Raw genomic sequence first — 24,986 nt, 5'->3', positions numbered from 1 at the left:
TTCGACGCAGGGGGCAACGGGGTGCGGACCGGGGACGGGCGGGGCCGGCGGGTCCGGGATCTGTTGGAGTGCTGGCGGGCGATCGAGTTGTTCAGCCCGCCGCCGATCCCGGAGGTGCCGCGCAAGCGCCGCGCTGGCCGGCCCCGGGCGTCGGACACGGTCGTCGTCGACGTCACCCCGGCCGCGGGAGGGGCGGCGCCGGTGCTGCCGTGGGCGCCGGAGCACCCGGAGACGGCGGCGTGGCGGGCGCCGCGGGGGATGGTGTGGCGGCACGAGGTATACGGCGGGGTGTTCGACCTGGAGCGGCTGCGCCAGGCGATGATCGCCGCACTGCCGAGGGGCACGGAGCCGGATCCGGGGGTGCCGGACGAGGAGCTGCGGCTGCCGGGCGGGAGCGCGATGTTCGCGCTGGTCCTGGACGAGCACGGGCGGCCGATCGGGGACACCTCGGTGGTGTCCGCGTGTGCCTGGGCGGCGGGGCGGCTCTTCGACCCGGGGCCGTCGGCGCCGGGGTGGCTGGACGGGTTCGAGGAGTTGGGTGAGGCGTTCGAGGTGGCGGTGGGCCGGCTGGCCGCCGCGCCGGTGCCGTACGGGGCCGCTCCTGTTCCGCCTCCGCTGCCGAACCCCCTGCTGTCGCGGCCCGTGGGCACGGTGTCCGTACGTCAGGAGGACGCCCCCGACGGCGGATGGCGGCAGCTGCTCGCGGAGATCCTGGGCGGCGCGGCGGTGGCGGCGGTCGGGGCGCTGTTCGGCGAGGTCGCGGGGGCCGCCGTGCAGGGGGCGGCGGAGCCGCTGGTCCGGCGCGTCGCCGAGTGGTCGGCGGCCCGCCGTCCGAACCGGGAGGACGCGGACCGAGGGGGCTCGGCCCGGGAGGGCTCGGAAGACCGTCTCCTTCCAAGCCCCGGGCCCGCCGCCCCGCCCTCGCCGAGGCCGGGAGCCGCCGATGCGCCCTCACCGGACGGCGGGGCCGCGGACGACACCGGCAAGCGCCCGGTCACGCTCGCCGACCTCGTCGCCCTGACCGCCCAGATCGCCCACCTGTGCGGGGTCGAGGAGCACCTGGACCCGCGGGTGATCCGGGTCCAGAGCAGGCTGGTCCGGCTCCCTCGCGACCCGAAGGACAAGCCCGCCGCCCCGCAGCCGTTCCTCAACAGCCTCCTGCCGCCCGACCTCGCCCGCGTCCGCGCCGCGCTCGGCGACGACGCGGCTGGCGGCCTCGGACCCGCCCTGGAGGCCTACCTGACCGACCGCCGGGACATCTCCCTCGACGCCCGCACCGATCTGCGCGAGGACCGCCTCACCGTCCTCGAGGGCGTCGACCCGGCCCTCGTCCCCGCCGGGCGCTGGCCCGCCAAGGCGAGCCACCCGCTCGCGCTCAGCCAGCAGTTCGCGGTCAACCGCATGCTCGCCGACCGCGCCGGAGACGACCGCGCCGCAGACGCGAACCCCGATGCCGGCCGCCTCTTCTCCGTCAACGGCCCGCCCGGCACCGGCAAGACCACCATGCTGCGCGACCTGGTCGCCGCCCTCGTCGTCGAACGGGCCGCCGTGATGGCGACCTACCGGCGGCCCGAGCAGGCGTTCACCGGGGCCGAGTGGCGCGGCAGGGACCGCCAGGGCCGCCACGCACGCTTCGTCTACGCCCTCGACCCGCGACTCACCGGCCGCGAGATCGTCGTCGCCTCCTCCAACAACGGCGCCGTGGAGAACATCACCGCCGAACTGCCCGGCGCCGACGCCCTCGACGAGCACTGGCACGACGGTCCCGACCACTTCTCCGACCTCGCCTCCGCCCTCCTCGGCGGCGCCCCCGCCTGGGGGCTGGTCGCCGCCGTCCTCGGCAACAAGACCAACCGCACCCGCTTCACCGAGCGGTTCTGGTGGGGCCGGCTCCCCGAGGACGAGACCGCCGCCCGGGCCACCGCCGGACTCCCGCCGCTGCGCGGCATGAACGAGATCCTCGGCGAGTGGATCCCGCCGGCCCCGCCCAAGCCCGCCACCAGCACCAAGCCCGCCACCCGCACCCAGCGCGGCGACCGCACGCGCGCCACCGCCCGGAGCACCGCCGTCCCTGCCGCCACCGACCGGAGCGGCACCACCGCGCCCGTCGCCGCCCCCGCCCAGCCCGTCCCCTCCTGGCGCCAGGCCGTCGCCGCCTTCCACACCGCCCAGGCCGAGGTCGAACGCCTGCGCACCGAACGCGCCCGCCTCGCCACCGCCCTCGCGGACACCCGACCCGAGCACGCCCACGCCCGCCTCGACACCCTGCGCGCCGCGATCACCCGCGCCGACGCCCGCGCGGCGGACGCCCGGGCCCGCCACGCCGCAGCCCTCACCGCCGTCGACACCGCCACCGAGGCCGTCCGCACCGCCGACGCCGCCCACCGCGCCGCGACCGAGCGCGTCCCCCAGGCCCGCCAGGCCCTCGCCGACGCCCGGGGCGTCCTCGCCGCCGCCCGCGAAGCCGCCGACCACCACCGCCGCCAGGTCGAGGCCCTCACCGCCCTCCACGACGAACCCACCGCCCCCCAGCCAGGCCTGCGCGCCGGCCTGCGCCGCCTGCTGCAGAGCGGCGCCGAACGCGAGGCCGCCGAACAGCACCGCCACCGCAGTCGCGCCGAACTCCTCACCCAGCTCGTCCAGCAGCGCACCGCCCTCGAGGACGCCTACGACCACATCGCCCGCTGCGTCGGCGCCCAGGACCTCGCCGCCGACGAACTGCGCACCCGCTCCACCACCGCCCTCACCGAAGCCGCCACCGCAGTAGCCCAGGCCCGCGCCCGCGAGGACACCGCCCGCGCCGCCGAATCCGCCGCGTACGCCGCCGCCGAGCAGGCCCGCGAGGAGGCCCGGGCCGCCCGCCGCGACCTGGAGGACGCCACCGCCCGCCGCGCCGCCGCCCACCGCACCCTGCGCGAAGCCGCCACCGCCCTCCCCTCCCTGCCCCTGGACTGGCTCCACCTCGACGACCACGCCCAGGAACTCGGCGCCCCCTGGTCCGACGAGGCCTGGAACACCGCCCGCAGCGACCTCTTCCTACGCGCCCTCGACCTCCACCGCGCCCTCGCCGCCCACACCGCCCAGCGGATCCGCCGCAACCTCCAGGTCCTCGTGGACCTCATGACCGGCCACCACGGCCCCGTCCCCGACGAACAGGTCCTGCACGCCTGGCAGACCCTCTTCCTCCTCGTCCCCGTCGTCTCGACCACCTTCTCCTCCCTCGGCAGCATGTTCGCCCGCCTCGGCCGCGCCTCCCTCGGCTGGGTCCTCGTCGACGAAGCCGGCCAGGCCACCCCGCAGGCCGCCGTCGGCGCCCTGTGGCGCGCCCGCCACGCCGTCCTCGTCGGCGACCCCCTCCAACTCGAACCCGTCGTCACCATGCCCGCCGCCCTGCAGCGCCGCCTCCTGCTCGCCCACCGCGTCGACGACGCATGGCTGCCCTGCGCCACCTCCGCCCAGGCCGTCGCCGACCGCGTCAACCGCTACGGCACCTACCTGCCGGCCCCCGCCGGCGCCGAGCACGACACCGTCTGGGTCGGCTCACCCCTGCGCGTCCACCGCCGCTGCGAAGACCCCATGTTCACCGTCAGCAACGACACCGCCTACGGCGGCCTCATGGTCCACGGCACCCGCCCCCAGCCCTTCCCCGACCCCGACCACGACGGCCTCCTGCCCAGCCGCTGGCTCGACACCCCCGACCCCGACCGCCCCACCGACGCGCCCTGGGGCGAACGCGACCGCCGTGCCCTCACCTTCCTCCTACGCCAACTCGACCGCCACGGTGTCGACGTCGACCGCCTGCGCATCATCGCCCCGTTTCGCGCCCTCGTCCGCGAAGCCCGCGAAACCTGCCGCACCCTCCCCGGCTGGACCCCCGAACACGTCGACGAGCGCTGCGCCACCGTCCACCGGGCCCAGGGCAAGGAAGCCGACGTGGTCGTCCTCCTGCTCGGCGCCGGCGGCCGCCCCGGCGCCCGCGCCTGGGCCGCCCGCACCCCGCACCTCCTCAACGTCGCCGCCAGCCGCGCCAAACGCCGCCTCTACGTCGTCGGCGACCGCGCCCTGTGGGCGCCGCTGCCCCACTTCGACGTCCTCGCCGCCGAACTCCCCTGCTACGACCACCTCGAGGACCGCGACACCTGGCCCCTGGACGGCGCCGGACCGACCGCCGCCCCACCCGCGTGACGTCCGCCGCCCCGGCCCCCAGACCGCGACGGACGGGCCCGCCACCCGCCGGGCTCAGGCCACCGGGACGCCTGCCCCGGCTCACGGTCACTGGCGCCGTCCTACGAGGCGGCGGCAGACCGGCCCCCAGGAGCTGTCCGGCCGATCTCGACGGGGTGCCTCCGGGTTCTGGCGCCCGATACGCTCCTTGCGGCAGAAGGGCAGGGCTTTGGAGGACGTCTTCGATGTGACCGAAAGACCGCCGCGTGGTTGGATGCACGCGCTCTTCGGCGCCGGGCCCTACAGCGAGAACGTGGGCCGGTGTGTGCCCGGTCCGCCTGCGCCCGAGACGATCACAGTCCCGCTCTCGGAGGGCGGCGAATATGTGTACCGGCTGGTGACGGTCGGCTCGTGGTCGGCGCCGGATGACCCCATCGCCGTCTATGACGAGACCGGGCCGGTGCCTGACCCGGCGCTGTCGGAGCTGGAGAAGTCCTGGCTCAACCGCCGCGCCGGCCAGTAGCTCCGCAGGAGGACAGCTGCGCCCGCAGCCAGATGACCAGGGAGCTGCTGCGATGACGGTGCCGAGGAAGACGTAGGCGCACTTGTCGTTACGGGTGGCCACGGCCCGCGAGTCCTTCAGCTGGTTGACGGCCCGTCCAGCGGTGCTGCGCTTCCTGTATCGCTCCTCGTCGAACCCTGGTGGCCGTCCGCCTCGTGACCCCTTGGGCAAAGGAGGGGTCTGGCTACCAGCCTTCTCGGGCTCGTGTACCGGATGCCCCGGCGCCGCAGACACTCGCGGCGGGGGCCCTTGCGGTAGGCCGTATCAGCCGCGACGCTGTCCGGCTTGTTCCGAGGTCCGCCAACCCTGGCGAGGAACCCGGATCTTCTCCAGCACCGGCACGAACTGGGTGCAGTCAGCCCGCTGTCCGGGTGTGATGATCGGAGACAGCGGGCGCCAGCGGTCGGCCGCACTCAGCTGAATCTTGCTCGTGAAGCCGCCCCGCGAACGGCCCAGGCGCTCACCCCCCGCGCCACCTCCACCAGCCGGCCGACAAGACTCTTGCCATGCCGTTTCCTTCCTCCGCCAACCACAGCCGTGCGGCCTGGTTCCGCCGGCCGGCATCCGGAGAACTTCGTTGGTGGTGAGGGCGAAGGCCGCGGCCTTCGACAGGCCATCCTGGCGCCGGAAGTCATTTCCTTAACTGTTGGCGCGGATCAGGTCGCAGACCGCCGAGCGGGCGTCACGTGCCTGCTCCGTCCTTCCGGCCCCGGGTGGCGGTCGGTGGTCCGGGTGCGGCGAAGTGACGGCGCGGGCGGGCTCCGTCGTGGGGAGTCCGCCCGCGCCGTCGGGGGTGGTCGGGGTCAGTCGCGGCGGTGGAGGACGGCCGTCTCGAAGTCGGTGAAGGCGCACTCCTCCTGCCACTGCGCCTGGGCCTTGGGGCTGGCGGCGAGCAGGGCGTCGCAGGCCGGGCCGGGGTGGGCGGCGCCGAGGGTCTCGCCGGCGCACTCGGGTGCCGGGCGGAAGCCGTCGCGGTCCTGCCAGAGGCTGCGGCCGGGGAGGAACGCGTACTCGAGTGAGGTGCGGGCCAGGCCCTTCAGGTCGCGGTAGCCCAGCTGGTAGCGGGTGGTCGCCTTCTGGTACTCCTCGGTGATGTCGCCGCGCGAGACGCCCGGGTCGTCCGTGGCCAGCGCGGTCGGCACGTGGTTGCGCCGGTACAGCGGGAACGGGTGGTCCGGCCCGGAGACCTGCAGGATCTGCTCGTTGCTGGTCAGCGGCACCTCGATCAGCGTGTGGCGCTGCGCCAGCGTCCTCAGGAGGTCGGCCGAGTCGTCCTCGTGGACGACGTCGACGCCGTGGCCGACGCGCTCGGCGTGGCCCGTGAGCACGGCCTCGCGGATGTGGAAGCGGAGGTCCTCGGGCTTGACCAGGCCGGGCACCAACTCGCCCGCGTGGAGGGTGATGTGGGCCTTCGGGTAGAGCGGGTGCAGGTAGTCCAGCATCTGCATCTGCAGGGTGTAGTTCTCCAGCGAGGCCGGGTAGTCCTCCGGCTGGACGAGGTTGACGGCGACGAACCGGTCGTCCTGGCTGGCGAGTTCCATGCCCAGCAGCAGCTGCGTGAAGACCCGGGCGGGAGTGGAGGCCCGGGAGGCCTGGGAGATGATCCGGACGGTCACGGCGCAGCCGGGCGCCGGGTGGCCGCCGCCGCAGCCGGCCGTCGCCTGGTACTCGGCGAACATCGCGTCGGCGTCCGCGCGGGCCTGGGCGACGAGTCGGGCGATGCCGTCGTCGGCGAGGAGCTTGGCGCGCAGCGCGGCGAGGTCCGGGTCGAAGCCGACCTTGGCGGCGAGCGCGGCCGCCCCGCCGGAGGCCGGGGTGATCATCGTCTCCAGGTACTCCTGGTGCTGGTCGGCCATGGAGTCGGTGACCTCGGCGAGCATCCGGCCCGGGTGGCGCCAGCTGGCCTCGCCGAACTTGCCGAAGGTGGCGAAGAAGTGGTCGTGCCCGGACTCGGGGCCCGGCGCGAAGTCCTGCATGGACCAGGCGCGGATGACGTCCTGGCGGAACGCGGGGTCCGAGAGGGCGTCGGAGGCCGGGCGGGCGCCGGGGGCACAGGGGGCCACCTGGGCGGTGAGGGTGGCGTCGATGCACAGGCCGTCGTCGGCGGCCAGCCGGATCAGCAGCTCGGTGGAGACCGCGCCGGAGAGGTGGTTGTGCAGGTCGCCGCCCTTGGGCAGCTCGTGCAGGAAGGCCCGCAGGGCCTCGGGCCGGTCGCGGATCCGGTCGAGGAGGGCGGAGACCCGGGCCTCCGGGCTGTGGGCGGCGGTGCCGGGGGACTGCGGCAGGGCGTGGGCCTGGGCGGGGAGCAGGGGGAGCAGGAGGGCGGCGCAGGCGGCGACGGCGGCGGCGCTGGTTCGGCGCAGAGAGAGGGACATGGCCGTATGGTCGTCGCGGCCGGCCCCGGGGGCGGGCTGCCGACGCCGTGTCAAGCGGCGTTCACCCGGACAGGCGGCCGCGCGGGGCCCGGGCGGCTGCGAACGGTTGAGCGGCCGGACGGCCTCCGGCGTCCGTCGGCGGTCGGACGCCGGAGGCCGGGAGGCCGTCCGGCGAGGGGAGGCGTGGCCGGCGGCTCAGGCGGGCGGGAGCGTGGGGCTGGACGGGCCCGGGCGGCGGTCGGTCGGGCGGGCCGGGGGGATGACCGGGGCGTGGAAGTCCCGCGGGCCGGTCCACAGCGCGGGCACGGCGTCGCTGCGGCGGGCCAGCTCGTAGGCGAGGGCCTCGTAGTTGACCCGCCAGCCGTGGAAGTGCCGCCAGGCGTCCTCGACGGGCCGCTCGTTGCGGAAGCCCGCGGCGGCGATCATCGCGACGGCGCCGATGTACTCGGTGTAGGTGAGGCGGATCGGCACGTCCGGGTCCGGGTCCGGGTCGAAGTCGACCCGCAGGGAGCGCCCGATGTCGCGCAGCGCCGTGAAACCGGCCCGCAGGACCAGCCGGGCCTCGGCCGGTGCGGTGCGGGGGCAGAGGGCGAGGTGGAGCGCGGCGGCGTCCATCACCGCGATCAGGCCGACCACCCAGCTGCGGTTCGGCTGCGGGGAGCGGAAGGAGAGCAGCACCGGGTAGTTGGAGTGGCTCTCGCCGATGTCTGCGGCCAGGCGCTCCCAGTCCCGGTACAGCTGGGGCAGCGCCGTCTCGGTGTCGACCAGGGTCTGCCGGGCGAGCAGCTCCGGCCCCCAGGCGGGCTCCCCGGCCCGGGACTGCAGCAGCGTCACCTCGGTCTCGCGCCGCTGGTAGGCGGCGTAGATGGTCGGCAGGTAGGAGATCTGCAGGGCGATCACCAGCGGCCCGCTGGCGGCCGCCATGAAGTCGATGACGGACAGGTGCAGGCGTTCGCCGCTCGCGAAGCCCAGGGTGAAGAGGCTCGACCCGGCCTCCCGGAACGCCACCGACCAGTCGAGTTCGGAGGTGCCGTGCAGCAGGAGCGTGTACGCGATGAGCATGCCGCCCAGCCACACCGCGAGCATGCCGAGCAGGACGAGCGGGGCCAGCCAGGTCAGGGCCCGGTCCTGGGCGTGGTAGGTGCGGAACGGTGTCGCGTAGAGCCGCAGCACCGTCCGCAGGACCCGCCAGAGCCGGTGCACCAGGGCCGAGTAGAGCCCGCGCGGGACGACCAGGGTGCGCAGGATGCTGCCGATGACCAGCAGGAGCAGCAGGGCGCCGAGCGCGGTGTGGATCAACCTCATGCGGTCATTGTGTCGGGCGGGCGGGCCGGTGGGGTGCGCAGGTAGGTCTGCGCCGCGGTCGGCGTGTAGAAGCGCCTGATCCGGCCCGAGGAGCCCGGCACGCGCAGGTAGGCGTGCCGGGCGGGGTCCCAGAGGCCCCAGCACTCCAGGAGGAGGAAGTGCGGGCTGCTCGGCCGGATCAGGCGGACCTCGTAGCGGGACTCCGCGGTCACGCGGGTTCCGGGGCGGGGGCGTTCCGGAGGACCCACACCTGCGCGAGGGCGTAGGAGTAGAAGCGCAGGGGGGCGTCGGACGGCGGGAGGGCCCGGACGGGCTCGCCGGTGCGGCGGTCGCGGACGAACCAGACCGGGTAGGAGGAGCCGTCGCAGGCGTCGTCGGCGGGGATGATCGCGTAGCGGCCGGTCGTCATCGGCGGGTCGCCACCTGGATGAAGCCGGAGGCCTTCTCCACGCGCTCGGCGAACTCGTTGAACTCGCCGTCGATGGGGGAGATGGTGGCCTTGGTCGGGACGAGGATGGCTCCCGCCTCGCGGTCGAGGAGCCGCTGGAGGGCGGCCCGCAGCATCGGCCGGTGCTCCGGACCCCTCGCGTCCACCTCGTCGTCCACGACGATGAGGGAGACCCCCCAGTCGAAGGCGGCGGCGTACCGCTCGCAGAGGCGCAGCTCGCGTTCCGGGAAGCCGGCGTCGGTCTTGGCCAGGTACATCACGACCTGGAAGTTCGGGGGCATGGGGATCTCCATGGTTGCGCATAGCACTTGAGGTGTGACTTGCCGTAGCCATGGTGGGGTGGATGTGCCTAGGATCTCTAGGCCTCAACTTTCACAGTCTTGTTGAGTTACAGGGAGGGGCAGTGGTGGAGTCGATCGGAGATGGTCCGTCATCATCTCCCGCTATTCGCTTCGGAGATGAACTTCGCAGGATGCGGCGCTCCAGGGGGTGGTCCCAGGGGGAACTCGGCAGGCGCATGGGCTACAGCCATGGCCTCGTCTCTTACATCGAACGGGCTAAGAAGCCTGTAACCCTTAAATTCGCGGTGGCGGCCGACCGGGTGTTCGAGGCGGGTGGCGTGTTCAAGGAGCTGTGGCGGCGAATCTCGAACGCCAGTCTGCTGGAGGGGTTTTCCGAGTTCGCTGAGGCGGAGGCGCGTTGCAGAAAGCTCCGTACCTTTGAGTTGGGTGTCATCCCGGGTCTGCTGCAGACTCCCGCCTATGCCGCCGCGTTGGAGGTCGGAAGTGTGCGTCGCGGCGCCATCACCCAAGAGCAGGCTGACGGGCGAGTTGCCTTCCTGTCTGGCCGGCAGAAGATACTGGAGCAGAACCCGCCGCCCGTCATCCACGCAGTGCTTGACGAGAGTTGTCTCCGCCGTACGGTGGGTGGAGCGGCGGTCATGGTTCCCCAGATGGACCACTTGCTGATGCTGGCCGAGCGTCCCAACGTCACCATCCAGGTGGCGCCGTTCAGTCTCGGGGAGCAGCGGCCGTTTCTGTTGCCGGTCGTGCTGCTGACCCTCCCGGACAGGTCTGTGGTGGGCTATGCGGAATCCCACTCGCGCGGCCATCTGGAGCGTGGAAGGGAGAGCGTCGCGCGTTGGGAAGAGGACTACGATCACCTCAAGGTGGAGTCGCTGGACACAGCGGCGTCCCTTGCCATGGTTCGCGCTGTTCGGAAGGAACTTCAATGACGGCCCTTAACCTGGCCGGTGTTCGGTGGGTGAAGAGCCGCTACAGCGGCAACGGCGGCAACTGCGTCGAGATCGCCCCCGAGTTTCCCGGTGTGATGCCCGTTCGGGACTCCAAGGACCCGGAGGGGCCCGTCCTGCTCTTCCCGGCCGACGCCTGGCGGGCCTTCGTGGCCGCTGCCGCCGCCGGAGAGTTCGGCACCGTCTGACGGGCCACCGCCCTACCCTGCGAGCCCCTGGACCCTGCGGTCCGGGGGCTCGTTCCGTTCCGTCCGCCATTGACAGGTGCGCCCTCCGGCTGAATGCTAAGCAAGCGCTTAGTCAACGCTACGCCCACCCTCCGAGGAGCCGCCCGATGTCCGAGACACCCGCCGATCCGCCCGGGCTCGACCTGGGCCGCCTGCGGAACCACCTCGACCGGGAGCTGCCCGGCCTCGTCCAGGGCCCCCTCACCGCCTCCCTGATCGAGGGCGGCCGCTCCAACCTCACCTACGTCCTCTCGGACGGCGCCACCCGCTGGGTCCTGCGCCGCCCCCCGCTCGGCCACGTCCTCGCCACCGCGCACGACATGGGCCGGGAGCACCGCGTGATGACCGCCCTGCGCGACACCGACGTCCCCGTCCCGCGCACGCTCCTCCTCGACTCGGGCACGGACGTCCTCGGCGCCCCCTGGTACCTCATGGAGCACGTCCCCGGCACCGCCCACCGCGACGCGGCCCCGTTCGCCGCCCTCGGCGCCCCGCGCGTCCAGGCCCTCGGCCGCCGTCTCGTCGACACCCTCGCCGCCCTGCACCGGATCGACCCGGCCGCCGTCGGCCTCGCCGACTTCGGCCGCCCCGACGGCTACCTGGAGCGCCAGCTGCGCCGCTGGTCCACCCAGCTGGCCAACTCCCGCAGCCGCGACCTGCCCGCAGTCGACCGGCTGCACGGGCTGCTCGCCGAGCGCCTCCCCGTCCCGCCCGCACCCGCCCTCGTCCACGGCGACTACCGCCTCGACAACGTCCTCGTCGACGGCACCGACGGCACCGACGTCATCACCGCCGTCCTCGACTGGGAGATGTCCACCCTCGGCGACCCGCTCACCGACATCGGCCTGCTGGTGATGTACACCGAACTCGCCGGAGTCGGCGGCGGCATCATCCCCTCCGCCGCGACCGCGCCCGGTTTCCCGAAGCCCGACGAACTCGTCGCCCGGTACGCCGAGTCGACCGGCCGGCAGGCCGCGGACCTGGACTGGTACGTGGCCTTCGCCTCCTTCAAGCTCGCCGTCGTCGCGGAGGGCATCCACTACCGCTTCCAGCAGGGCCGCACCCTCGGCGCCGGGTTCGAACGGGCCGGCGAGATGGCCCCGGTCCTCGCCCGGCACGGCCTGAGCACCCTCAAGGAGAACTGACCGGTGGACTTCGCCTACGACGCCCGGACGAACGAACTCCGTGCGCAGCTGCTCGCCTTCATGGACGCCCACGTGTACCCCGCGGAGGCGGTCCTCGCCGAGCAGCTGGCCGCCCCGGACCGCGCTCCCTGGGCCGTCCCGCCGGTCGTGGCCGAGCTCCAGGCCGAGGCCCGCAAGCAGGGCCTGTGGAACCTCTTCATCCCCGGCGGGCACGGCGCCGGGCTCACCAACCTACAGTACGCGCCGCTCGCCGAGATCACCGGTCGCAGCCCGCAACTGGCCCCGCCCGCGCTGAACTGCGCGGCCCCCGACACCGGGAACATGGAGCTGCTCGCCCAGTTCGGCTCGGCCGAGCAGCGCGAGCGCTGGCTGCGCCCGCTGCTGGACGCCGAGATCCGCTCCGCCTTCGCGATGACCGAGCCGGAGGTGGCCTCCTCGGACGCCACCAACATCGCCACCCGGATCGAGCGGGACGGCGACGACTACGTGGTCAACGGCCGCAAGTGGTACATCACCGGGGCGATGAACCCGCAGTGCCGGATCCTCATCGTCATGGGCAAGACCGACCCGGGCGCCGAGCCGCACCGCCAGCAGAGCATGGTGCTCGTCCCGCGCGACACGCCCGGCGTCACCGTGAAGCGCGGCATGACGGTCTTCGGCTACGACGACGCCGACCACGGCGGCCACGCCGAGGTGCTCTTCGAGGACGTCCGCGTCCCGGCGGGGAACCTGATCGGGGCGGAGGGCGCCGGCTTCGCCATCGCCCAGGCCCGGCTCGGCCCGGGCCGGATCCACCACTGCATGCGGGCGATCGGCATCGCCGAGCGGGCCCTGGAGCTGATGTGCCGCCGGGTGGGCGAGCGCGTCGCCTTCGGCCGCCCGCTGGCCGAGCAGGGTGTGGTCCAGGACTGGATCGCCGAATCCCGGGTGCGGATCGAGCAGTTGCGGTTGCTGGTGCTGAAGACGGCCTGGCTGATGGACACCGTCGGCAACCGGGGCGCGCACACCGAGATCCAGGCGATCAAGATCGCGACGCCGCGCACCGTGGAGTGGATCCTGGACAAGGCCGTCCAGGCGTTCGGCGCGGCCGGCGTCAGCCAGGACACCCCGCTCGCCCAGCTCTGGGCCGGCAACCGCACCCTGCGCCTCGCCGACGGCCCGGACGAGGTCCACAAGCGCTCGCTGGCCCGCCGCGAGCTCCGCCGCCACGCGGGCGGCTCCTGACCGACTGCGGCGCGTGGCGCGGGCGCACCGACCCCGCCGGAGGGTCCGGTGCGCCCGCGCCACGCCGCCGGCGGGTCACGGGCCGGGGGCGGCCGCGGGCTCGGCCGGTCCGGGCCTCCCGGCGGTGCGGTGGCGGGGGGACCCGGCGGACTCCGGTGTCACCCGGAGGTGCAGGGCGCCGAGCAGCAGGCAGAACACGGCCATGGCGGACCACAGCACGGTCGTCCCCGCGCGGGCGAGCAGCTGGGTGCCGAGGACGGGCGCGAGCGTCGCGGCGATGCCCCAGCTGGTGCCGAAGACGGCCAGGTAGCGGCCGCCGGCACCGGGTGGCGCGAGCTCGGTGACGAGCGCGTAGATGCGGCCGATCACCAGGAGGTCGCCGAGGCTCAGCACCGCGGCCGCGGCGAGCATCCCCGGCAGGGCCCCGGCGAGGGCGTAGCCGGTCAGCCCTGCGGCCAGGAGGAGGTGGGCGAGGGCGAGCGCGACGGGCGTGCCGAGCCGGGTCGTCCAGGGCAGCCGGACCAGCGGCTGCGCGAGCACGGTGGTGGCCGCGGCGGCGGTGAACAGCAGCCCGGCGTCGGCGGCGGGCAGGCCGTGCCGGGTGAGGGCGAGCGGCAGGGTGACCACGGCCTGCTGGTTGATCAGGGCGTACGCGGTGCCGGTGGCCAGGACGCTCAGCAGGGCCCGGTCGCGCAGCGGGCGTACGGCGGCGCGGTCCCGGTCGGCGCCGGGTGGTTCGGGACGGTCGTGGGGCAGGGCGAGCCGGATCAGCAGGGCGCAGGCCAGGCAGGTGACGGCGTCGGTGACGAAGAGCCAGCGCAGGTCCCAGCGCCCGAGCAGGGCGGCCAGCAGCCCGGCGCCCATGCCGCCCGCCGCGAGCGCGGCGCTGAACAGGCTGAACGCGCGCACCCGGTGCTGCTCGGGGACGGACTCGCCGATGATCGCCTGGCTCGGGGGCTCGTAGAGCTCGAAGGCCAGCCCGAGCAGCACCGCCCCGGCGACCGCCCAGGTCAGCGACGCGGACGCGGCGATCGCCAGCTGCGCGACGGCGCATCCGCAGAGCCCGAGCACGATGGTGGTGCGCCGGCCGATCCGGTCGGCCAGGTACCCCCCGGCCAGCCGGGAGGGGATCGTCGCGAGCCCGAAGGCGGCGCTGACGAGCCCGGCGGAGGTGAGGCTCGCGCCGTGGTCGGCGCTGATCAGCGCGGTGAGGAAGGGCAGCGAGAAGGCCCCGAGCCGGTTGACGACCCGGGCGAGCAACAGCAGGCGGACGGTGCGGGGCAGCGCTTCGGGGCGCGGCACGGCGCCTCCTGTTCTCGTGCGTCGTCGAGGCCGGCGATCAGCGGGTGGCGGTGATCCGGGCGGAGACTACCGGCTTCCTGGACGACGCCGCCCGGGGGCCGCTCCGGCGGCCGGCGCCCTGCTCCCGTCGGTGCCCCGCGCCCCGAGCCCGAGCCCCGCCCCCCGTCGGCCTGACGGCCTGACGGCCCCTAAGGGAGTCATACCCTGGTACTCAGGGGTGAGTTGGCTCCCCGGTATGACGGTTTCGCCCCGCCCCCACCCGTACCGTCCTGCTCAACGGACCGCGCGAACCGGGCGGGCCGACCGATCGAGGGCGAGGAGACGGGATGCACAGGCGGGGACGGGGAGTGGCGGCGGCACTGTTGGCGGCGACGGCGGTGCTGGGAGTGGTCGGCGCGCCCGGGGCGGTGGCGGCGGCCCCGGACGGCGGGGGCGCGGCCCGGCAGGCGCAGGCGTGGCTGCCGCAGCCGACCGGACCGTACCCCGTCGGGACCACGACGCTGCACCTGACCGACCCGAGCCGGGAGTTCCGGTGGAAGCCGGGGAAGCCCCGCGAGCTGATGATCAGCTTCTGGTACCCGACCGCCCGGCCCGCCACCGGCCGGGACCGCGCCCCGTACATGGAGCGCTCCGCCGCCGACCACTTCGGCAGCGCCGGCAGCGTCGGCCAGTCCGACTACGGCTTCGAACCCGGCCGTACCGACTGGGCCGGCGTCCGCACCCACGCCCGCACCGACGCGCCCGCCCTGCCCGGCGGCAAGCGCCCGGTCGTGCTCTACTCGGCCGGGTTCGGCGACCCGCGCACCTGGGGCACCGGCCTGGTCGAGGACCTCGCCTCGCGCGGCTACGTCGTCGTCACCGTCGACCACACCTACGACGCCTCCGAGGTCGCCTTCCCGAACGGGGACCTCGCCACCTCCGTCTTCCCCGAGCTGCTGGGCAAGCCCGACCTCGACCTCGCCGACGTGCTGCGCACCTCCCTGCAGACCAGGGTGGACGACACCCGCTTCGTGCTGGACCAGCTGCCCGGCCTGTGCCGCGACCCGGAGCTGCCGGCCGGCCTCGCCGCCTCGCTCGACCTCGGCCGGATCGGCATGGTCGGCCACTCGGCGGGCGGCTCCACCGCCCTCCAGGCCATGCACGACGACCCGCGGATCGCGGCCGCCGTCAACATGGACGGTCAGCTGCACTTCCCCGGGCCGGACGGTCACACCGGGGTGGTCCTGGCGAACGTCGCGGCGGAGGGGGTGGACCGCCCGTTCCTGCTGATGGGCACGCGGGAGGAGGACTCCGGGGACTACCACCACCAGCCCGGCTGGGACGCCCTCTGGCAGCACAGCACGGGCTGGCACGCCGACGTCACCCTCGACGGCTCCCGGCACGCCTCCTACACCGACGCGCAGTCCCTGCTGCCCCAGCTCGCCCGGCAGGACGCGATCACCCCCGAGCAGCTCGGCAAGGACCTGGGCGAGGTCCGCCCGGAGCGCGCGGTGCTGGCGACCCGGACGTACGTGGCGTCCTTCTTCGACCGCTGGCTGCGCGGCCACGACGACCACCTGCTGGACGGTCCCTCGCCGCGCTTCCCGGAGATGGAGTACGCGAAGTAGCGGAGGGGCGCGCGGGCCGGTGGGGCGGTCAGCGGACCTCCGAGTCGGGGTTGGCGGCGTCCCACCGGCGGCGGGAGTCCACGATCGCGTCGTGGTGGTCGTAGGACCAGTCCGCCACCGCCCGGACGAGGTGGGTCAGGCTGTGTCCGAGGGGCGTCAGCTCGTACTCCACCTGCGGCGGGACGGTCGGGTGGACCGTCCGGGAGACCAGGCCGTCCCGCTCCAGCCGGCGCACCGTCAGCGTCAGCATCCGCTGCGAGATGCCCGGCAGGGCGCGCTGCAGCTCGCGGAACCGCCGTACGCCCTGGGCGAGTTCGACGACGGTCAGGACGGACCACTTCTCGCCGAGCCGGCTCAGCAGGTCCTGGATCCCGCAGTCCACGCCGTCCTCGCACCAGACCACCGGGCGAGGGGTGGTTATCGCGGTGTGCCCTGCTGACATGGAAGTGCCTCCTTACGCCGGGCGCCCCGGCGGCCGACGATGGTCAGGAATCCGCCCCCCGATCATCCCCGGAGGAACCATGCTGCTCGTCACCGGTGTCAACGGCGCGCTCGGAACGCTCGTCCTGGAACGGCTCGCCGGGCGCCCCGACGTGGCCGCCGGCAGCCGCACGCCCGGGACGGTGCCCGCGGAGGTGCCGTCCCGGCTCGTGGACTTCGACCGGCCCGAGACGCTCGCGGAGGCGTTCCGCGGCGTGCGGACCCTGCTGCTGATCTCGGCGGGAGTCGCCGAGGACGACGTGGTGATCGCCCGGCACGGCGCGGCGATCACGGCGGCGGAACGGGCCGGCGTCGAGCACGTCGTCTACACCAGCCTCTCCGGCGACGGAGACCACCTGCCGTACGCCCTCGCCCACCGCTGGACCGAGCGCCGGCTCCGCGCGTCGTCCTCCCTGCGCTGGACGGTGCTGCGCAACGGCCTGTACGCCGAGTTCCTCGGCGCGATCGCCGCGCCGGGCCCGGACGGGGTGGTCCGCGCCCCGCTCGGGGACGGGAAGCTCGCGGCGGTGGCCCGGGCGGACCTCGCCGAGGTGGCGGCCGCCGTCGCACTCGCCCCGGAGGCCCACGCGGGGCGCACGTACGAGCTGGTGGGGGAGCGGGCGCTGGGGGGTGCGGAGGTGGCCGGGGCGCTCGGCGCCGAGTACCGGCCCGGCCGGCTGACGCAGGCGCGGGCAGCGGTGGCGGCCTCGGACGCGCAGGACTTCCAGGTACCGATGGTGGTCGGCACCTACTCGGCGATCGCCCACGGCTTCCTGGCCGGGCCGGGCGGGGCGGGCGACCTCGCGGAACTGCTCGGCCGCCCGCCCCGCCCGGCCCTCGACGTCATCGCCGGCGCCCGCTGAGCCCCCACCTGCTGAGCCCCGGGCGGCCCGACTGCGCCGGGGGTCGGCCGCGTGGGCGCGGTGCTGGCGGGCGGGCGCTCCGGTCAGTCGCCGAGGACGGCGATCCGGCCGGTGCTGCGCCCGTCGGCGACCAGCTGGACGGCTCCGGCCGCGTCGGCCAGCGGCACCCGGGCGCTCACCAGCGGGCGCACCGCGCCCTGCTCGGCGAGCCCGGTCAGCGCCTCGTGCGCGGCGGCGACGGCCCGCGGGTCGTGGGTGTTGTAGAGCCCCCAGTGCAGGCCGAGGATGGCGTAGTTCTTCACCAGGGCGTGGTTGAGCGCGGGCGCCGGGATCCGCCCGGCGGCGAAGCCGACCACCACGATCCGGCCCTCGAAGGCCACGCACTTGGTGGAGCCGGTGTAGGCGTCGCCGCCGACCGGGTCGAACACCACGTCGGCGCCGCGCCCGCCGGTGAACTCCTTGACGGCGCCGACGAAGTCCGCGGCCGTCCGGTCGACGACCAGGTCGGCGCCGAGCGCCCGGGCCGCCTCCGCCTTCGCGGGGCCGCCGACCACGGCGACCACCCGGGCCCCGGCGGCGCGGCCGAGCTGCACCGCCGCGCTGCCCACCCCGCCCGCCGCGGCGTGCACCAGCAGGGTCTCGCCGGCCCGCAGCCGGGCCCGGCGGTGCAGGGCGAACCAGGCGGTCTGGTAGCCGATGTGCAGCGCGGCCGCCTCGGCGTCGTCCAGTGCCGCGGGCGCCGGGTGCGCGGCCGCCGCGTCCAGCAGCGCGTACTCGGCGAAGGCGCCGTGCGGCAGCACCGGGTTGCCGATCAGCCGTTCGCCCCGCCGCGGCCCGTCCGCGACCTCGCCGCACAGCTCCACGCCGGGCGTGAACGGCAGCGGCGGGCGCACCTGGTACTCGCCGCGCACCATCAGCGCGTCCGGGAAGTTGACCGCCGCGGCCCGCACCCGGACCAGCAGCTGGCCCGGGCCGGGCACCGGCCGGGGCAGCCCGTCGACCAGCCGCATCACCGCGCCCGGCTCGCCGAGCTCGGGCACCTGCCAGGCCCTCACAGCGCCTCGCTCTCTTCCAGCCCCTGCTGGAGCCGGTTCATCGCGGTGATCCAGCGGTCCGGGTCGGTGGCCCGGGCCCGGTAGTAGTCCGCGACCTCGGGGTGCGGCAGGACCAGGAAGCGGTCCTCGGCCAGCGCCGCCAGGGTGGCCGCGGCGACCTCCTCGGCCTCCAGCGCGGTGGGCGCGAGCAGGGCCTCGCCGACCGCGCCGGTGGAGGCGAGCATGTCGGTGCGCACGCCCTGGGGGCAGAGCGCGTGCACCCGGACGCCGCGGTGGCGGTACGTCGCGGAGAGCCACTCGGCGAAGGCGAACGCGCCGTGCTTGCTCACCGCGTACGGGGCCGAGCCGAGCATGGTGAGCAGTCCGGCGGCGGAGACGGTGGCGAGGAAGCGGCCCTCGCCGCGCTCCAGCCAGCGGGGGAGGAGCAGGTCGGCGGCCCGGACGTGGGCGAGGACGTTGACCTCCCACGCGCCGGCCCAGGCGGCGGCGGGCGCGTCGGCCCCGCCGACCGGGGCGACGCCCGCGTTGGCGCACCACACGTCGATCTCGCCGAGCTCGGCCCGGGCCCGGCCGACCAGCTCGGTCAGCCCCTCGACGGAGGCGGCGTCGCCGGGGGCGGCGCTCCCGCCGCAGTCGCGCGCCACGGCGTGGGCCGCCCCGGCGTCCAGGTCGTTGACCACGACCCTGGCACCGGCCGCGGCGAAGGCCCGGGCCAGCGCGGCGCCGATGCCGCGCCCGCCACCGGTCACCACGACGCCCTGCCCGGCGAGGCCCTGCCCGGCGAGGTCACCGCCCGCGCCGGTCCGCGCGGCCGCGCCGCCGCCGTCCGGGGAGGCCGCCCCGCCGGTCCGGGAGCCCGGGCCGACGCCCGCCGCGCTCACAGCCCACCGCCGAGGGTGACCCCGCCGTCGACCACCAGGGTCTGGCCGGTGATCCAGGCGGAGTCCGGGGAGAGCAGGAAGGCGACCGCGCCCGCGACGTCCTCCGGGACGCCGAGCCGGCCCAGCGGGTACGCGGCGGCGACCTGCTCCTCCCGGCCCTCGTACAGGGCCTCGGCGAACCTGGTCTTGACGACGGCGGGCGCGACGGCGTTGACCCGGATGCCCTGGCCGCCCAGCTCGGCGCCGAGTTCGGTGGTGAGCCGGATCAGCGCGGCCTTGCTGATGCCGTACATGCCGATCCCGAGCGAGGCGCGGATGCCCGCGATGGAGGCCACGTTGACCACCGAGCCGCCGTGCTCGCCCATCCAGGCGGCGTGGGCGCGGCGGGTCCAGGCGAGCGGGGCCAGCACGTTGACGGCGAAGATCTTGGCCGCCGCGGCCTCGTCGGTGTCGAGGACCGGCCCGTAGACCGGGTTGATGCCGGTGTTGTTGACGAGGTGGTCGAGCCGCCCGAAGGCCTCCAGGGTGCGGGTGACGGCCTCCTCCTGGTGGGCCGGGTCGTCGGACTTGCCGGCGACGGCGATGACGTTGTCCGGCCCGCCCAGGTCGCGGACGGCCTCGGCGAGCGGCTCGGGGTTGCGGGCGGTCAGGCAGACCTTCGCCCCGCGGTCGACCAGCTCGCGCGCGATGCCGAGGCCGATGCCCCGGCTCGATCCGGTGACGACGGCCACCCGGCCCTTGAAGGAGTGCGCCACGGAGGGGTCCTGCCTTTCGCGCGGTTCGACGGACTTGCTTCGACGGATCTGCTTCGACGGCTTACGTCGACGGACTTGCTGTGACGGGGACTTGCTGCGACGGACTTCGACGGGTGCCATGGGTGTCGCAAGTCCTCGTGGGGGCCGGCGGAGTCCGGATGGGCCCGGCCACGACCGGTGACTAAGCGCTTGCTCAGCATGGTGGTGGTGCGGGAGCCTGTCAACAGCCGCCGACCGCCCGGCGGGGAATGCGTGTACGAGTTCTCTGGGAGGATGGCGCCATGACCAGCACGCCCATCGCCGACCTCTGGCCCGTCCTGCCCGGCGGCGCCGACAGCCGCCCCGAGGCGGCGCACCGGCTGCTCCAGGCGGCCGTCGAGTCCTTCGCGGAGCGCGGCTTCCACGCCACCACCACCCGGGACATCGCCACCGCGGCCGGGATGAGCCCGGCGGCGCTGTACATCCACTACCAGTCCAAGGCCGCGCTGCTGGCCGAGATCAGCCAGGCCGGCCACGCGGCCACGCTGGCGCTGGTGCGCGACGCGGTGACGGGCGGCGGGGACCCGGTGGTGCGGATGCGGCGGCTGGTCGAGCAGTTCACCGCCTGGCACGCCCGGGCCCGCACCGTAGGCCGGGTGGTCAACTACGAGCTGCACGCGCTGCCTGAGGACGCCTACGCCGTCGTCGCGGCACTGCGCCTGGACATCGAACGCGAGGTCAGCGCGCTGATCGCGGCGGGCGTGGCGGCCGGCGCCTTCGAGGTGTCCGAGGTCCGCACGGCGGCCCGCGCGGTGACCTCGCTGGGCATCGACGTCTCCCGCTGGTACACCGACCGCTCCACCGAGACCCCCGAGGAACTCGGCCGCCGCTACGGCGAGTTGGTGCTCCGGATGCTCGGCGCCCGGATCTGAGACGGGCGCGTCCGGGCGGGCCGGCCGGCCCGCCCTTGACCTGCCCCGGGCGTGCGCGCAGACTCGTATACGCAGTACGTGTGCCTCGTAGGCGTACGGCGCCGACTCCGGCGCCCGCCCCCCACCGGTGCCCGTCGGCCCGACCCGACGGACCCCGGGCACGGTCCCGACACCGTGCCCCGCGCGGCCCGACACCGCGCGTCCCAGCAGAACCCCTCCCGCGGCGGCCACGCCCCCCGACCGGCGGCGCCGACGGGAGGCGACCCCCGGCCCGGACCGGCCCGGCCGGTCGTGCCGCCGTGCCCACGGGCACGACGGCACCAGGACGGCGCGCCCGGCGCGCCGTGCGCGGCCCGGGCTCCGGGGAGACGGGAGGCGCAGCGATGCCCCTCCAGCAATCCCGTCCGGTCCGGCCCCGTTTCTGGCTGGAGACCACCCTCGGCACCCTGTCCGGGCTGCTGTTCCTGATCACCCTGGTGTGGCCGCAGTGGATCGAGACCCTGCTCGGGCTCGACCCGGACGCCGGCAGCGGCGCGGCCGAGTGGCTGGTCGTCGCGCTCGCGGCGGCCCTCACCGCGGTCTGCGCGCTGGGCGCGCGGACCGAGTGGCGCCGGGCCCACCCCTCCACCGCCCGTGCGGCGCGGTGACCCGGCCACCGACGATCGGAGAGGAGGATCGTCATGAGCGACTCGACACCCGCCGCCGCGGCCGGTGACCTGGCCGCACTCGTGCGCCGGGCCCCGCTCGGCTTCCGGGGCACGGTCACCAGGGTCGGCGGCACCTCGCTGGCGGCCGTCCCGCCCGGTGCGGACGACGCGCGCACGGCCGTCGTCGCGGTGACCGAGGTGCTGCACGCGCCGAACGGCTTCCGGCGGCTCGCCGGCAGCGAGGTCACCGTCCGCCTGGCGGCCGACGCGGCCCCGCTCGCTGTCGGCGACACGGCCGCGTTCTTCACCCGGGGCCTGGTCTACGGCGAGGCCCTCGGCGTCGTCGAGCTGGGCCGACTGCCCGCCGACGCCGTCCAGCAGCACGTCTCGATGGCGGCCACCACCGCCGACGAGATGCCCTTGTCGCCGGTGCAGCGCACCATCCGCGAGGAGGACCTCGCGGCGCACGCCGGTCAGGCGGACGCCGTGGTCGTCGCCACCGTGGTCGGCCTGGAGGACGCCGACCGGGCGTCGTACTCGGAGCACGCCCCGCACTGGTGGCGCGCCGCCCTCGACGTCTCGATCGTCGAGGCCGGTGACGTCGCCCCCGGACGGATCACCGTCCTCTACCCCAGCAGCGGGGACAGGCGCTGGCTGCACGTCCCCAAACCGGCGCCCGGGCAGGAGGCCCTGTGGCTGTTGCACGCCACGACGGGCGAGCTCGCCGCGGAGGCGCCGTTCCAGCTGCTCCACCCCGACGACCGTCAGCCGGTGCAGCGACTCGCCGTGCTGCGGGAAGGGAGGTGAGCCGGGATGCCCGCCATCAAGGTCGTCGACATCACCCCCAGGGCGCTGAGCGGCGACACCAGCCTGGACAGCGAGCCCAACCTCGCCGTCAACCCCGAGAACCCGAACCAGCTGGTGGCGACCGCCTTCACGCCGGATCCGATGGGCGGGCCGCTCGCCCCGGTCTACGTCTCGGCGGACGGCGGCGACACCTGGGTGCTGCGCAGCGTCGTCCCCGGCAACGCCGACCCGAGCGGCACCGGCGACATCAGCGTCGGCTTCGCGCCGCAGGGCGGCACCCTGTACACCGGCATCCTCAACGGGGAGGACGGCGACCTCCAGGTCCTGCGGGCCGCGGACGTCACGTCGGATGCGCCGATGGAGGTCCTCGTCGACCGCGCCGCGGTCCACAACCCGGACCAGCCGTGGGTCGTCGCCGGCGGCACCGTCGTGAACGGCTCCGGCCGGGACGTGGTGTACGTCGGCAACAACGACGGCGACCACCAGCCGCACAGCGCCACGGTGGACGTCTCCGCCGACGCCCGGCACGGCCACGGCGCCTTCCGGTCCGTCCAGGTCGACCAGCGGGCCCACCGGGTGTTCGACGGCCCGCCGGTGCGGATCGCGCTGCACCCCGACGGCACGGTGTACACCGCGTTCGAGAGCTGGAGCGACTTCTCCGGGCTGGTCGTCACCTTCGACGTCGTGGTGACCCGCGACGACAAGGGCGCCCTGGTCGCGAGCCCGTTCCAGGACCTGCGGGACTCCGACGACGGCGTCGCCGGCCAGCGGGTGGCCGCCGGGCGGAGGGTGCGGTTCAACGTCAAGGCGGCGACGCTGGGGCAGGAACGCACCGGCGCCGACCTGTCGATCGCCGTCGACCCGACCGACTCCGGAACCGTCTGGATCGCCTGGTGCGACGGCACCGGCGGCACCGTGCCCACCGACTACGTCCTGCACGTGCGGCGCTCGACCGACCGGGGGCAGACCTGGGCCCCGGCGCGCGCGGACCTCGTCAACGCCAAGAACCCGGCGCTGGCGATCAACGCGGACGGGCTGGTCGGGCTGGTCTACCAGCAGCTGGCGCACGACCAGTGGACGACGGCGCTGGAGCTGACCGCCGACGGCGGTGCGACGGCCGAGGCCCACGTCCTGCACCAGGCCCCGGGCGACGTGCCGAAGGCCCCGCCCGGCGCCCTGCCCTACCTGGGCGACTACATCCGGATGGTCGCCGTCGGCCGGGACTTCTACGGGATCTTCGCCGGGAACAACACCCCCGACCGGGCCAACTTCCCGGTCGGCGTGACGTACCAGCGCAACGCCAACTTCACCACGCACCAGCTGCTGGACCTGGACGGCGTCAGCCGGGTGCCGCCCTCGCTGGACCCGTTCTTCTTCCACCGGGCCGCCTGATTCCACGCCCCCCACCCGCACACGTCGGGTGCCCGCCACGACCGGTCGTGGCGGGCACCCTGCTGTCGGGCACGATGGTTCAGGCGGTGGCCAGGCAGAACTCCACGAGTCCCGCGTCCACGTCGAGGATGATGCGGCTCATCTCGGCCCACGGCGGGTGGAAGCTGGTGCCCCACTCGACGGTGAAGCCGAGCACCTTGCCCTGGTCGGGATCGTCGAAGTGGCGGGCGTAGACGTAGTCGTCACTGGTCCCGCTGGTCGGGTACAGGTGGAACCCGCTCATCGGCTTGTAGGTGCGGCCGCGCACGCCCTTGACGCCCTGGCAGAACCGTTCGGCGAGCAGGACGGCGCCGTCCTCGTCCGTCTTGGGGATGTACTCGGCGTACGCGACGTCGTTCGGCAGCCCGCGGAGGCCGTCGAACTGCGCGTTGCGGTAGTTCATCGCCGGGTCGACCGACTGGTTGTCGTCGTCGCCCCAGTTGTAGAGCATGTCCTCCGAGTAGCTGTGCACGTCGACGAACCACCTGGTCCGCGGGAACTGGTCCAGCAGCCAGCGGACGTTGCGGGTCTCCGGCTCCGAGAACGGCCTCGGGCCCTGGTAGACCTGCGGGTCGCACGGGTCGGTCGACACCTGGGGGTTCGCGGTCGGGGCGAAGGCGGTGCCGAAGTCGAACAGGAAGTCGTAGTTGCGGTTGAGGTCGACGCCCACGCAGTCCGGGTCCAGGCTGATGCCGGAGTTGGCCGGGTTGCGGTTCTTGCGCCACATCGGGTCGACCTTCTGGCTGTACCGCCGGCCGTCGGGGTTGACCAGCGGGAAGAGCACCAGGTCCAGCCGCCGGAGCAGGTCGTGGACCTCCGCGGCGGTGACGACGGTGGCGCCGTAGCCGAGGCCGGTGCCGTTGTGGTCGGCCTCCAGCAGGTCGGCGGCCAGGTGGACGAGGATCTCGCAGCTGCCCCACTCGCGGGCGTGGACGCCGCCGATCATCATCACGCAGGCCTTGGGGATCGGGGCGGGGCCGCCGATGTGCAGCGCGTGGGCGGTGCGGCCCTCGACGGAGTCCTCGGGCAGGGTGATCAGTTGGGTGGTGCCGGGGTAGGCGGTGGCCAGGCTGGCCAGGGCGGACTCGACCTCGGTGGTGTTCAGGTACGGCATGACGGTCCTCCCGGGTCAGCCGGCGAGCTTGGCGGCCAGGCCGCGCGGGACGGCGTCGGCCGGGGCGAAGCGGTCGCCCTCGCCGACCTCGGCCTGGGCGGCGCGCCCGGCCTCGCTGGCGTTGCCGATCCGGGTCACCGAGACGCCGTCGCGTTGCAGTGCGGCGACCCGGTCGTCCGGGACGTAGGCGTCGATGCTGACGCGCCCGTCGGCCTCGACGTACGGACGGCCGCCGACGTCGGGACGGGTCTCGCGCAGCAGCGTGCGCAGGGTGTCCGCGTCCTTGGCGGTGACGCGGAGCCTCAGGATGTCGGGTCGGGAGGGAGTGGAGGGTCCAGCGGACATGGCGACCTCTTCCGGGCGCCGTCGGGGGCGCTCCGCGCCGGTCACGCCTCGGCGATCGCGGATCGCGGTGTGGCGGCGGTGCCGTG

24 protein-coding genes are annotated in these 24,986 nt (G+C 74.8%); 12 read left to right on the top strand and 12 right to left on the bottom strand.

Going from position 1 to position 24,986, the window contains the following annotated elements; translation table 11 throughout:
* Positions 1-63 precede the first annotated feature (63 nt).
* Both ACIRS1_RS35585 and ACIRS1_RS35580 read left to right on the top strand, forming a co-directional pair.
* Entirely contained in the window at positions 64-4,185 is a 4,122-nt protein-coding gene (locus tag ACIRS1_RS35585) for an AAA domain-containing protein (RefSeq protein ID WP_402846587.1), read from the top strand.
* 208 nt (positions 4,186-4,393) lie between these two features.
* Positions 4,394-4,687 carry a hypothetical protein gene (locus tag ACIRS1_RS35580; RefSeq protein WP_402846585.1) on the top strand — a complete coding sequence of 98 codons (294 nt, stop codon included), beginning with the start codon at positions 4,394-4,396 and terminating at the stop codon, positions 4,685-4,687.
* Positions 4,688-5,529: 842 nt separating this feature from the next.
* Here the strand turns inward: ACIRS1_RS35580 and ACIRS1_RS35575 are convergent.
* From ACIRS1_RS35575 to ACIRS1_RS35555, 5 genes are all read right to left on the bottom strand, one after another.
* Positions 5,530-7,101, bottom strand: coding sequence for an adenosine deaminase (locus tag ACIRS1_RS35575; RefSeq protein WP_402846584.1), 1,572 nt, complete (start codon positions 7,099-7,101; stop codon positions 5,530-5,532).
* Positions 7,102-7,296: 195 nt separating this feature from the next.
* Positions 7,297-8,406 carry a hypothetical protein gene (locus ACIRS1_RS35570; RefSeq protein WP_360220330.1) on the bottom strand — a complete coding sequence of 370 codons (1,110 nt, stop codon included), beginning with the start codon at positions 8,404-8,406 and terminating at the stop codon, positions 7,297-7,299.
* Complete coding sequence (locus ACIRS1_RS35565) at positions 8,403-8,618, bottom strand: hypothetical protein (protein ID WP_402846582.1); 216 nt, start codon at positions 8,616-8,618, stop codon at positions 8,403-8,405. The genes ACIRS1_RS35570 and ACIRS1_RS35565 overlap by 4 nt, the downstream gene beginning before the upstream one ends.
* Positions 8,615-8,815: a hypothetical protein gene (locus ACIRS1_RS35560; protein ID WP_402846581.1), complete on the bottom strand. Its 201-nt coding sequence runs from the start codon at positions 8,813-8,815 to the stop codon at positions 8,615-8,617. The genes ACIRS1_RS35565 and ACIRS1_RS35560 overlap by 4 nt, the downstream gene beginning before the upstream one ends.
* The gene (locus tag ACIRS1_RS35555) at positions 8,812-9,135 is read right to left on the bottom strand and encodes a recombinase family protein (protein WP_402846579.1); all 324 of its coding nucleotides are present in this window, start codon (positions 9,133-9,135) and stop codon (positions 8,812-8,814) included. The genes ACIRS1_RS35560 and ACIRS1_RS35555 overlap by 4 nt, the downstream gene beginning before the upstream one ends.
* 122 nt (positions 9,136-9,257) lie before the next feature.
* Between ACIRS1_RS35555 and ACIRS1_RS35550 the strand changes: the two genes are divergently transcribed.
* The 4 genes from ACIRS1_RS35550 (at position 9,258) to ACIRS1_RS35535 (ending at position 12,702) form a co-directional block, all read left to right on the top strand.
* On the top strand, positions 9,258-10,088 hold the full coding sequence (locus ACIRS1_RS35550) for a Scr1 family TA system antitoxin-like transcriptional regulator (protein ID WP_402846577.1): 831 nt from the start codon (positions 9,258-9,260) through the stop codon (positions 10,086-10,088).
* Positions 10,085-10,294 carry a DUF397 domain-containing protein gene (locus tag ACIRS1_RS35545; RefSeq protein ID WP_402846576.1) on the top strand — a complete coding sequence of 70 codons (210 nt, stop codon included), beginning with the start codon at positions 10,085-10,087 and terminating at the stop codon, positions 10,292-10,294. The genes ACIRS1_RS35550 and ACIRS1_RS35545 overlap by 4 nt, the downstream gene beginning before the upstream one ends.
* A gap of 146 nt (positions 10,295-10,440) precedes the next feature.
* The gene (locus tag ACIRS1_RS35540) at positions 10,441-11,478 is read left to right on the top strand and encodes a phosphotransferase family protein (protein ID WP_402846574.1); all 1,038 of its coding nucleotides are present in this window, start codon (positions 10,441-10,443) and stop codon (positions 11,476-11,478) included.
* A gap of 3 nt (positions 11,479-11,481) precedes the next feature.
* Complete coding sequence (locus tag ACIRS1_RS35535) at positions 11,482-12,702, top strand: acyl-CoA dehydrogenase family protein (RefSeq protein ID WP_402846572.1); 1,221 nt, start codon at positions 11,482-11,484, stop codon at positions 12,700-12,702.
* 75 nt (positions 12,703-12,777) lie between these two features.
* On the opposite strand, the gene ACIRS1_RS35530 is transcribed toward ACIRS1_RS35535, so the two are convergent.
* Positions 12,778-14,004, bottom strand: a complete 1,227-nt coding sequence (locus tag ACIRS1_RS35530) for an MFS transporter (protein ID WP_402846570.1) — start codon at positions 14,002-14,004, stop codon at positions 12,778-12,780.
* Between the two features lie 326 nt (positions 14,005-14,330).
* On the opposite strand from ACIRS1_RS35530, the gene ACIRS1_RS35525 reads away from it, so the two are divergent.
* Entirely contained in the window at positions 14,331-15,611 is a 1,281-nt protein-coding gene (locus ACIRS1_RS35525; protein ID WP_402846568.1) for an alpha/beta hydrolase family protein, read from the top strand.
* 28 nt (positions 15,612-15,639) lie between these two features.
* Here ACIRS1_RS35525 and ACIRS1_RS35520 read toward each other — a convergent pair whose 3' ends face one another.
* A complete protein-coding gene (locus ACIRS1_RS35520) occupies positions 15,640-16,053 on the bottom strand; it encodes a helix-turn-helix domain-containing protein (protein ID WP_360220368.1) in 414 nt (137 codons plus the stop codon).
* A 79-nt stretch (positions 16,054-16,132) separates the two neighbouring features.
* Here ACIRS1_RS35520 and ACIRS1_RS35515 point away from each other — a divergent pair, with 79 nt between their 5' ends.
* The gene (locus ACIRS1_RS35515) at positions 16,133-16,954 is read left to right on the top strand and encodes an NAD(P)H-binding protein (protein WP_363365644.1); all 822 of its coding nucleotides are present in this window, start codon (positions 16,133-16,135) and stop codon (positions 16,952-16,954) included.
* An 83-nt stretch (positions 16,955-17,037) separates the two neighbouring features.
* Here the strand turns inward: ACIRS1_RS35515 and ACIRS1_RS35510 are convergent, their stop codons facing one another.
* The 3 genes from ACIRS1_RS35510 to ACIRS1_RS35500 all read right to left on the bottom strand — a co-directional run bounded on the left by ACIRS1_RS35510 (position 17,038) and on the right by ACIRS1_RS35500 (position 19,645).
* Entirely contained in the window at positions 17,038-18,009 is a 972-nt protein-coding gene (locus ACIRS1_RS35510; RefSeq protein ID WP_360222886.1) for an NADPH:quinone oxidoreductase family protein, read from the bottom strand.
* Positions 18,006-18,761, bottom strand: a complete 756-nt coding sequence (locus ACIRS1_RS35505) for an SDR family oxidoreductase (RefSeq protein ID WP_402846606.1) — start codon at positions 18,759-18,761, stop codon at positions 18,006-18,008. Before ACIRS1_RS35505 ends, ACIRS1_RS35510 begins: the two co-directional genes overlap by 4 nt.
* A gap of 125 nt (positions 18,762-18,886) precedes the next feature.
* Positions 18,887-19,645 (bottom strand): SDR family oxidoreductase, encoded by a 759-nt coding sequence (locus ACIRS1_RS35500; RefSeq protein WP_402846565.1) that lies wholly within the window; start codon positions 19,643-19,645, stop codon positions 18,887-18,889.
* Positions 19,646-19,926: 281 nt separating this feature from the next.
* Here ACIRS1_RS35500 and ACIRS1_RS35495 point away from each other — a divergent pair, with 281 nt between their 5' ends.
* The 4 genes from ACIRS1_RS35495 to ACIRS1_RS35480 all read left to right on the top strand — a co-directional run bounded on the left by ACIRS1_RS35495 (position 19,927) and on the right by ACIRS1_RS35480 (position 23,402).
* On the top strand, positions 19,927-20,556 hold the full coding sequence (locus ACIRS1_RS35495; RefSeq protein ID WP_402846564.1) for a TetR/AcrR family transcriptional regulator: 630 nt from the start codon (positions 19,927-19,929) through the stop codon (positions 20,554-20,556).
* Between the two features lie 383 nt (positions 20,557-20,939).
* Positions 20,940-21,203, top strand: a complete 264-nt coding sequence (locus ACIRS1_RS35490; protein WP_402846562.1) for an ABC transporter permease — start codon at positions 20,940-20,942, stop codon at positions 21,201-21,203.
* A gap of 33 nt (positions 21,204-21,236) precedes the next feature.
* The gene (locus ACIRS1_RS35485) at positions 21,237-22,010 is read left to right on the top strand and encodes a hypothetical protein (protein ID WP_402846560.1); all 774 of its coding nucleotides are present in this window, start codon (positions 21,237-21,239) and stop codon (positions 22,008-22,010) included.
* Between the two features lie 6 nt (positions 22,011-22,016).
* A complete protein-coding gene (locus tag ACIRS1_RS35480; RefSeq protein ID WP_402846558.1) occupies positions 22,017-23,402 on the top strand; it encodes a hypothetical protein in 1,386 nt (461 codons plus the stop codon).
* 79 nt (positions 23,403-23,481) lie between these two features.
* On the opposite strand, the gene ACIRS1_RS35475 is transcribed toward ACIRS1_RS35480, so the two are convergent.
* Positions 23,482-24,555, bottom strand: coding sequence for a M14 family metallopeptidase (locus ACIRS1_RS35475; protein WP_360222904.1), 1,074 nt, complete (start codon positions 24,553-24,555; stop codon positions 23,482-23,484).
* Between the two features lie 15 nt (positions 24,556-24,570).
* On the bottom strand, positions 24,571-24,900 hold the full coding sequence (locus ACIRS1_RS35470; RefSeq protein WP_360222907.1) for a hypothetical protein: 330 nt from the start codon (positions 24,898-24,900) through the stop codon (positions 24,571-24,573).
* Positions 24,901-24,986 lie beyond the last annotated feature (86 nt).

Origin of the sequence: Kitasatospora sp. NPDC101176 (assembly GCF_044768035.1) — a bacterium.
Lineage (GTDB): Bacteria > Actinomycetota > Actinomycetes > Streptomycetales > Streptomycetaceae > Kitasatospora.
This window is presented reverse-complemented; position numbering and strand designations above follow the sequence as displayed.

Excerpts from the sequence above, each read along its gene's own strand:
- ACIRS1_RS35475 (WP_360222904.1), bottom strand. The coding sequence starts at position 24,555 with ATGCCGTACCTGAACACCACCGAGGTCGAGTCCGCCCTGGCCAGCCTG.
- ACIRS1_RS35470 (WP_360222907.1), bottom strand. The coding sequence starts at position 24,900 with ATGTCCGCTGGACCCTCCACTCCCTCCCGACCCGACATCCTGAGGCTC.
- ACIRS1_RS35555 (WP_402846579.1), bottom strand. The coding sequence starts at position 9,135 with ATGCCCCCGAACTTCCAGGTCGTGATGTACCTGGCCAAGACCGACGCC.
- ACIRS1_RS35520 (WP_360220368.1), bottom strand. The coding sequence starts at position 16,053 with ATGTCAGCAGGGCACACCGCGATAACCACCCCTCGCCCGGTGGTCTGG.
- ACIRS1_RS35515 (WP_363365644.1), top strand. The coding sequence starts at position 16,133 with ATGCTGCTCGTCACCGGTGTCAACGGCGCGCTCGGAACGCTCGTCCTG.
- ACIRS1_RS35495 (WP_402846564.1), top strand. The coding sequence starts at position 19,927 with ATGACCAGCACGCCCATCGCCGACCTCTGGCCCGTCCTGCCCGGCGGC.
- ACIRS1_RS35525 (WP_402846568.1), top strand. The coding sequence starts at position 14,331 with ATGCACAGGCGGGGACGGGGAGTGGCGGCGGCACTGTTGGCGGCGACG.
- ACIRS1_RS35575 (WP_402846584.1), bottom strand. The coding sequence starts at position 7,101 with ATGTCCCTCTCTCTGCGCCGAACCAGCGCCGCCGCCGTCGCCGCCTGC.
- ACIRS1_RS35560 (WP_402846581.1), bottom strand. The coding sequence starts at position 8,815 with ATGACGACCGGCCGCTACGCGATCATCCCCGCCGACGACGCCTGCGAC.
- ACIRS1_RS35480 (WP_402846558.1), top strand. The coding sequence starts at position 22,017 with ATGCCCGCCATCAAGGTCGTCGACATCACCCCCAGGGCGCTGAGCGGC.
- ACIRS1_RS35545 (WP_402846576.1), top strand. The coding sequence starts at position 10,085 with ATGACGGCCCTTAACCTGGCCGGTGTTCGGTGGGTGAAGAGCCGCTAC.
- ACIRS1_RS35490 (WP_402846562.1), top strand. The coding sequence starts at position 20,940 with ATGCCCCTCCAGCAATCCCGTCCGGTCCGGCCCCGTTTCTGGCTGGAG.
- ACIRS1_RS35540 (WP_402846574.1), top strand. The coding sequence starts at position 10,441 with ATGTCCGAGACACCCGCCGATCCGCCCGGGCTCGACCTGGGCCGCCTG.
- ACIRS1_RS35485 (WP_402846560.1), top strand. The coding sequence starts at position 21,237 with ATGAGCGACTCGACACCCGCCGCCGCGGCCGGTGACCTGGCCGCACTC.
- ACIRS1_RS35570 (WP_360220330.1), bottom strand. The coding sequence starts at position 8,406 with ATGAGGTTGATCCACACCGCGCTCGGCGCCCTGCTGCTCCTGCTGGTC.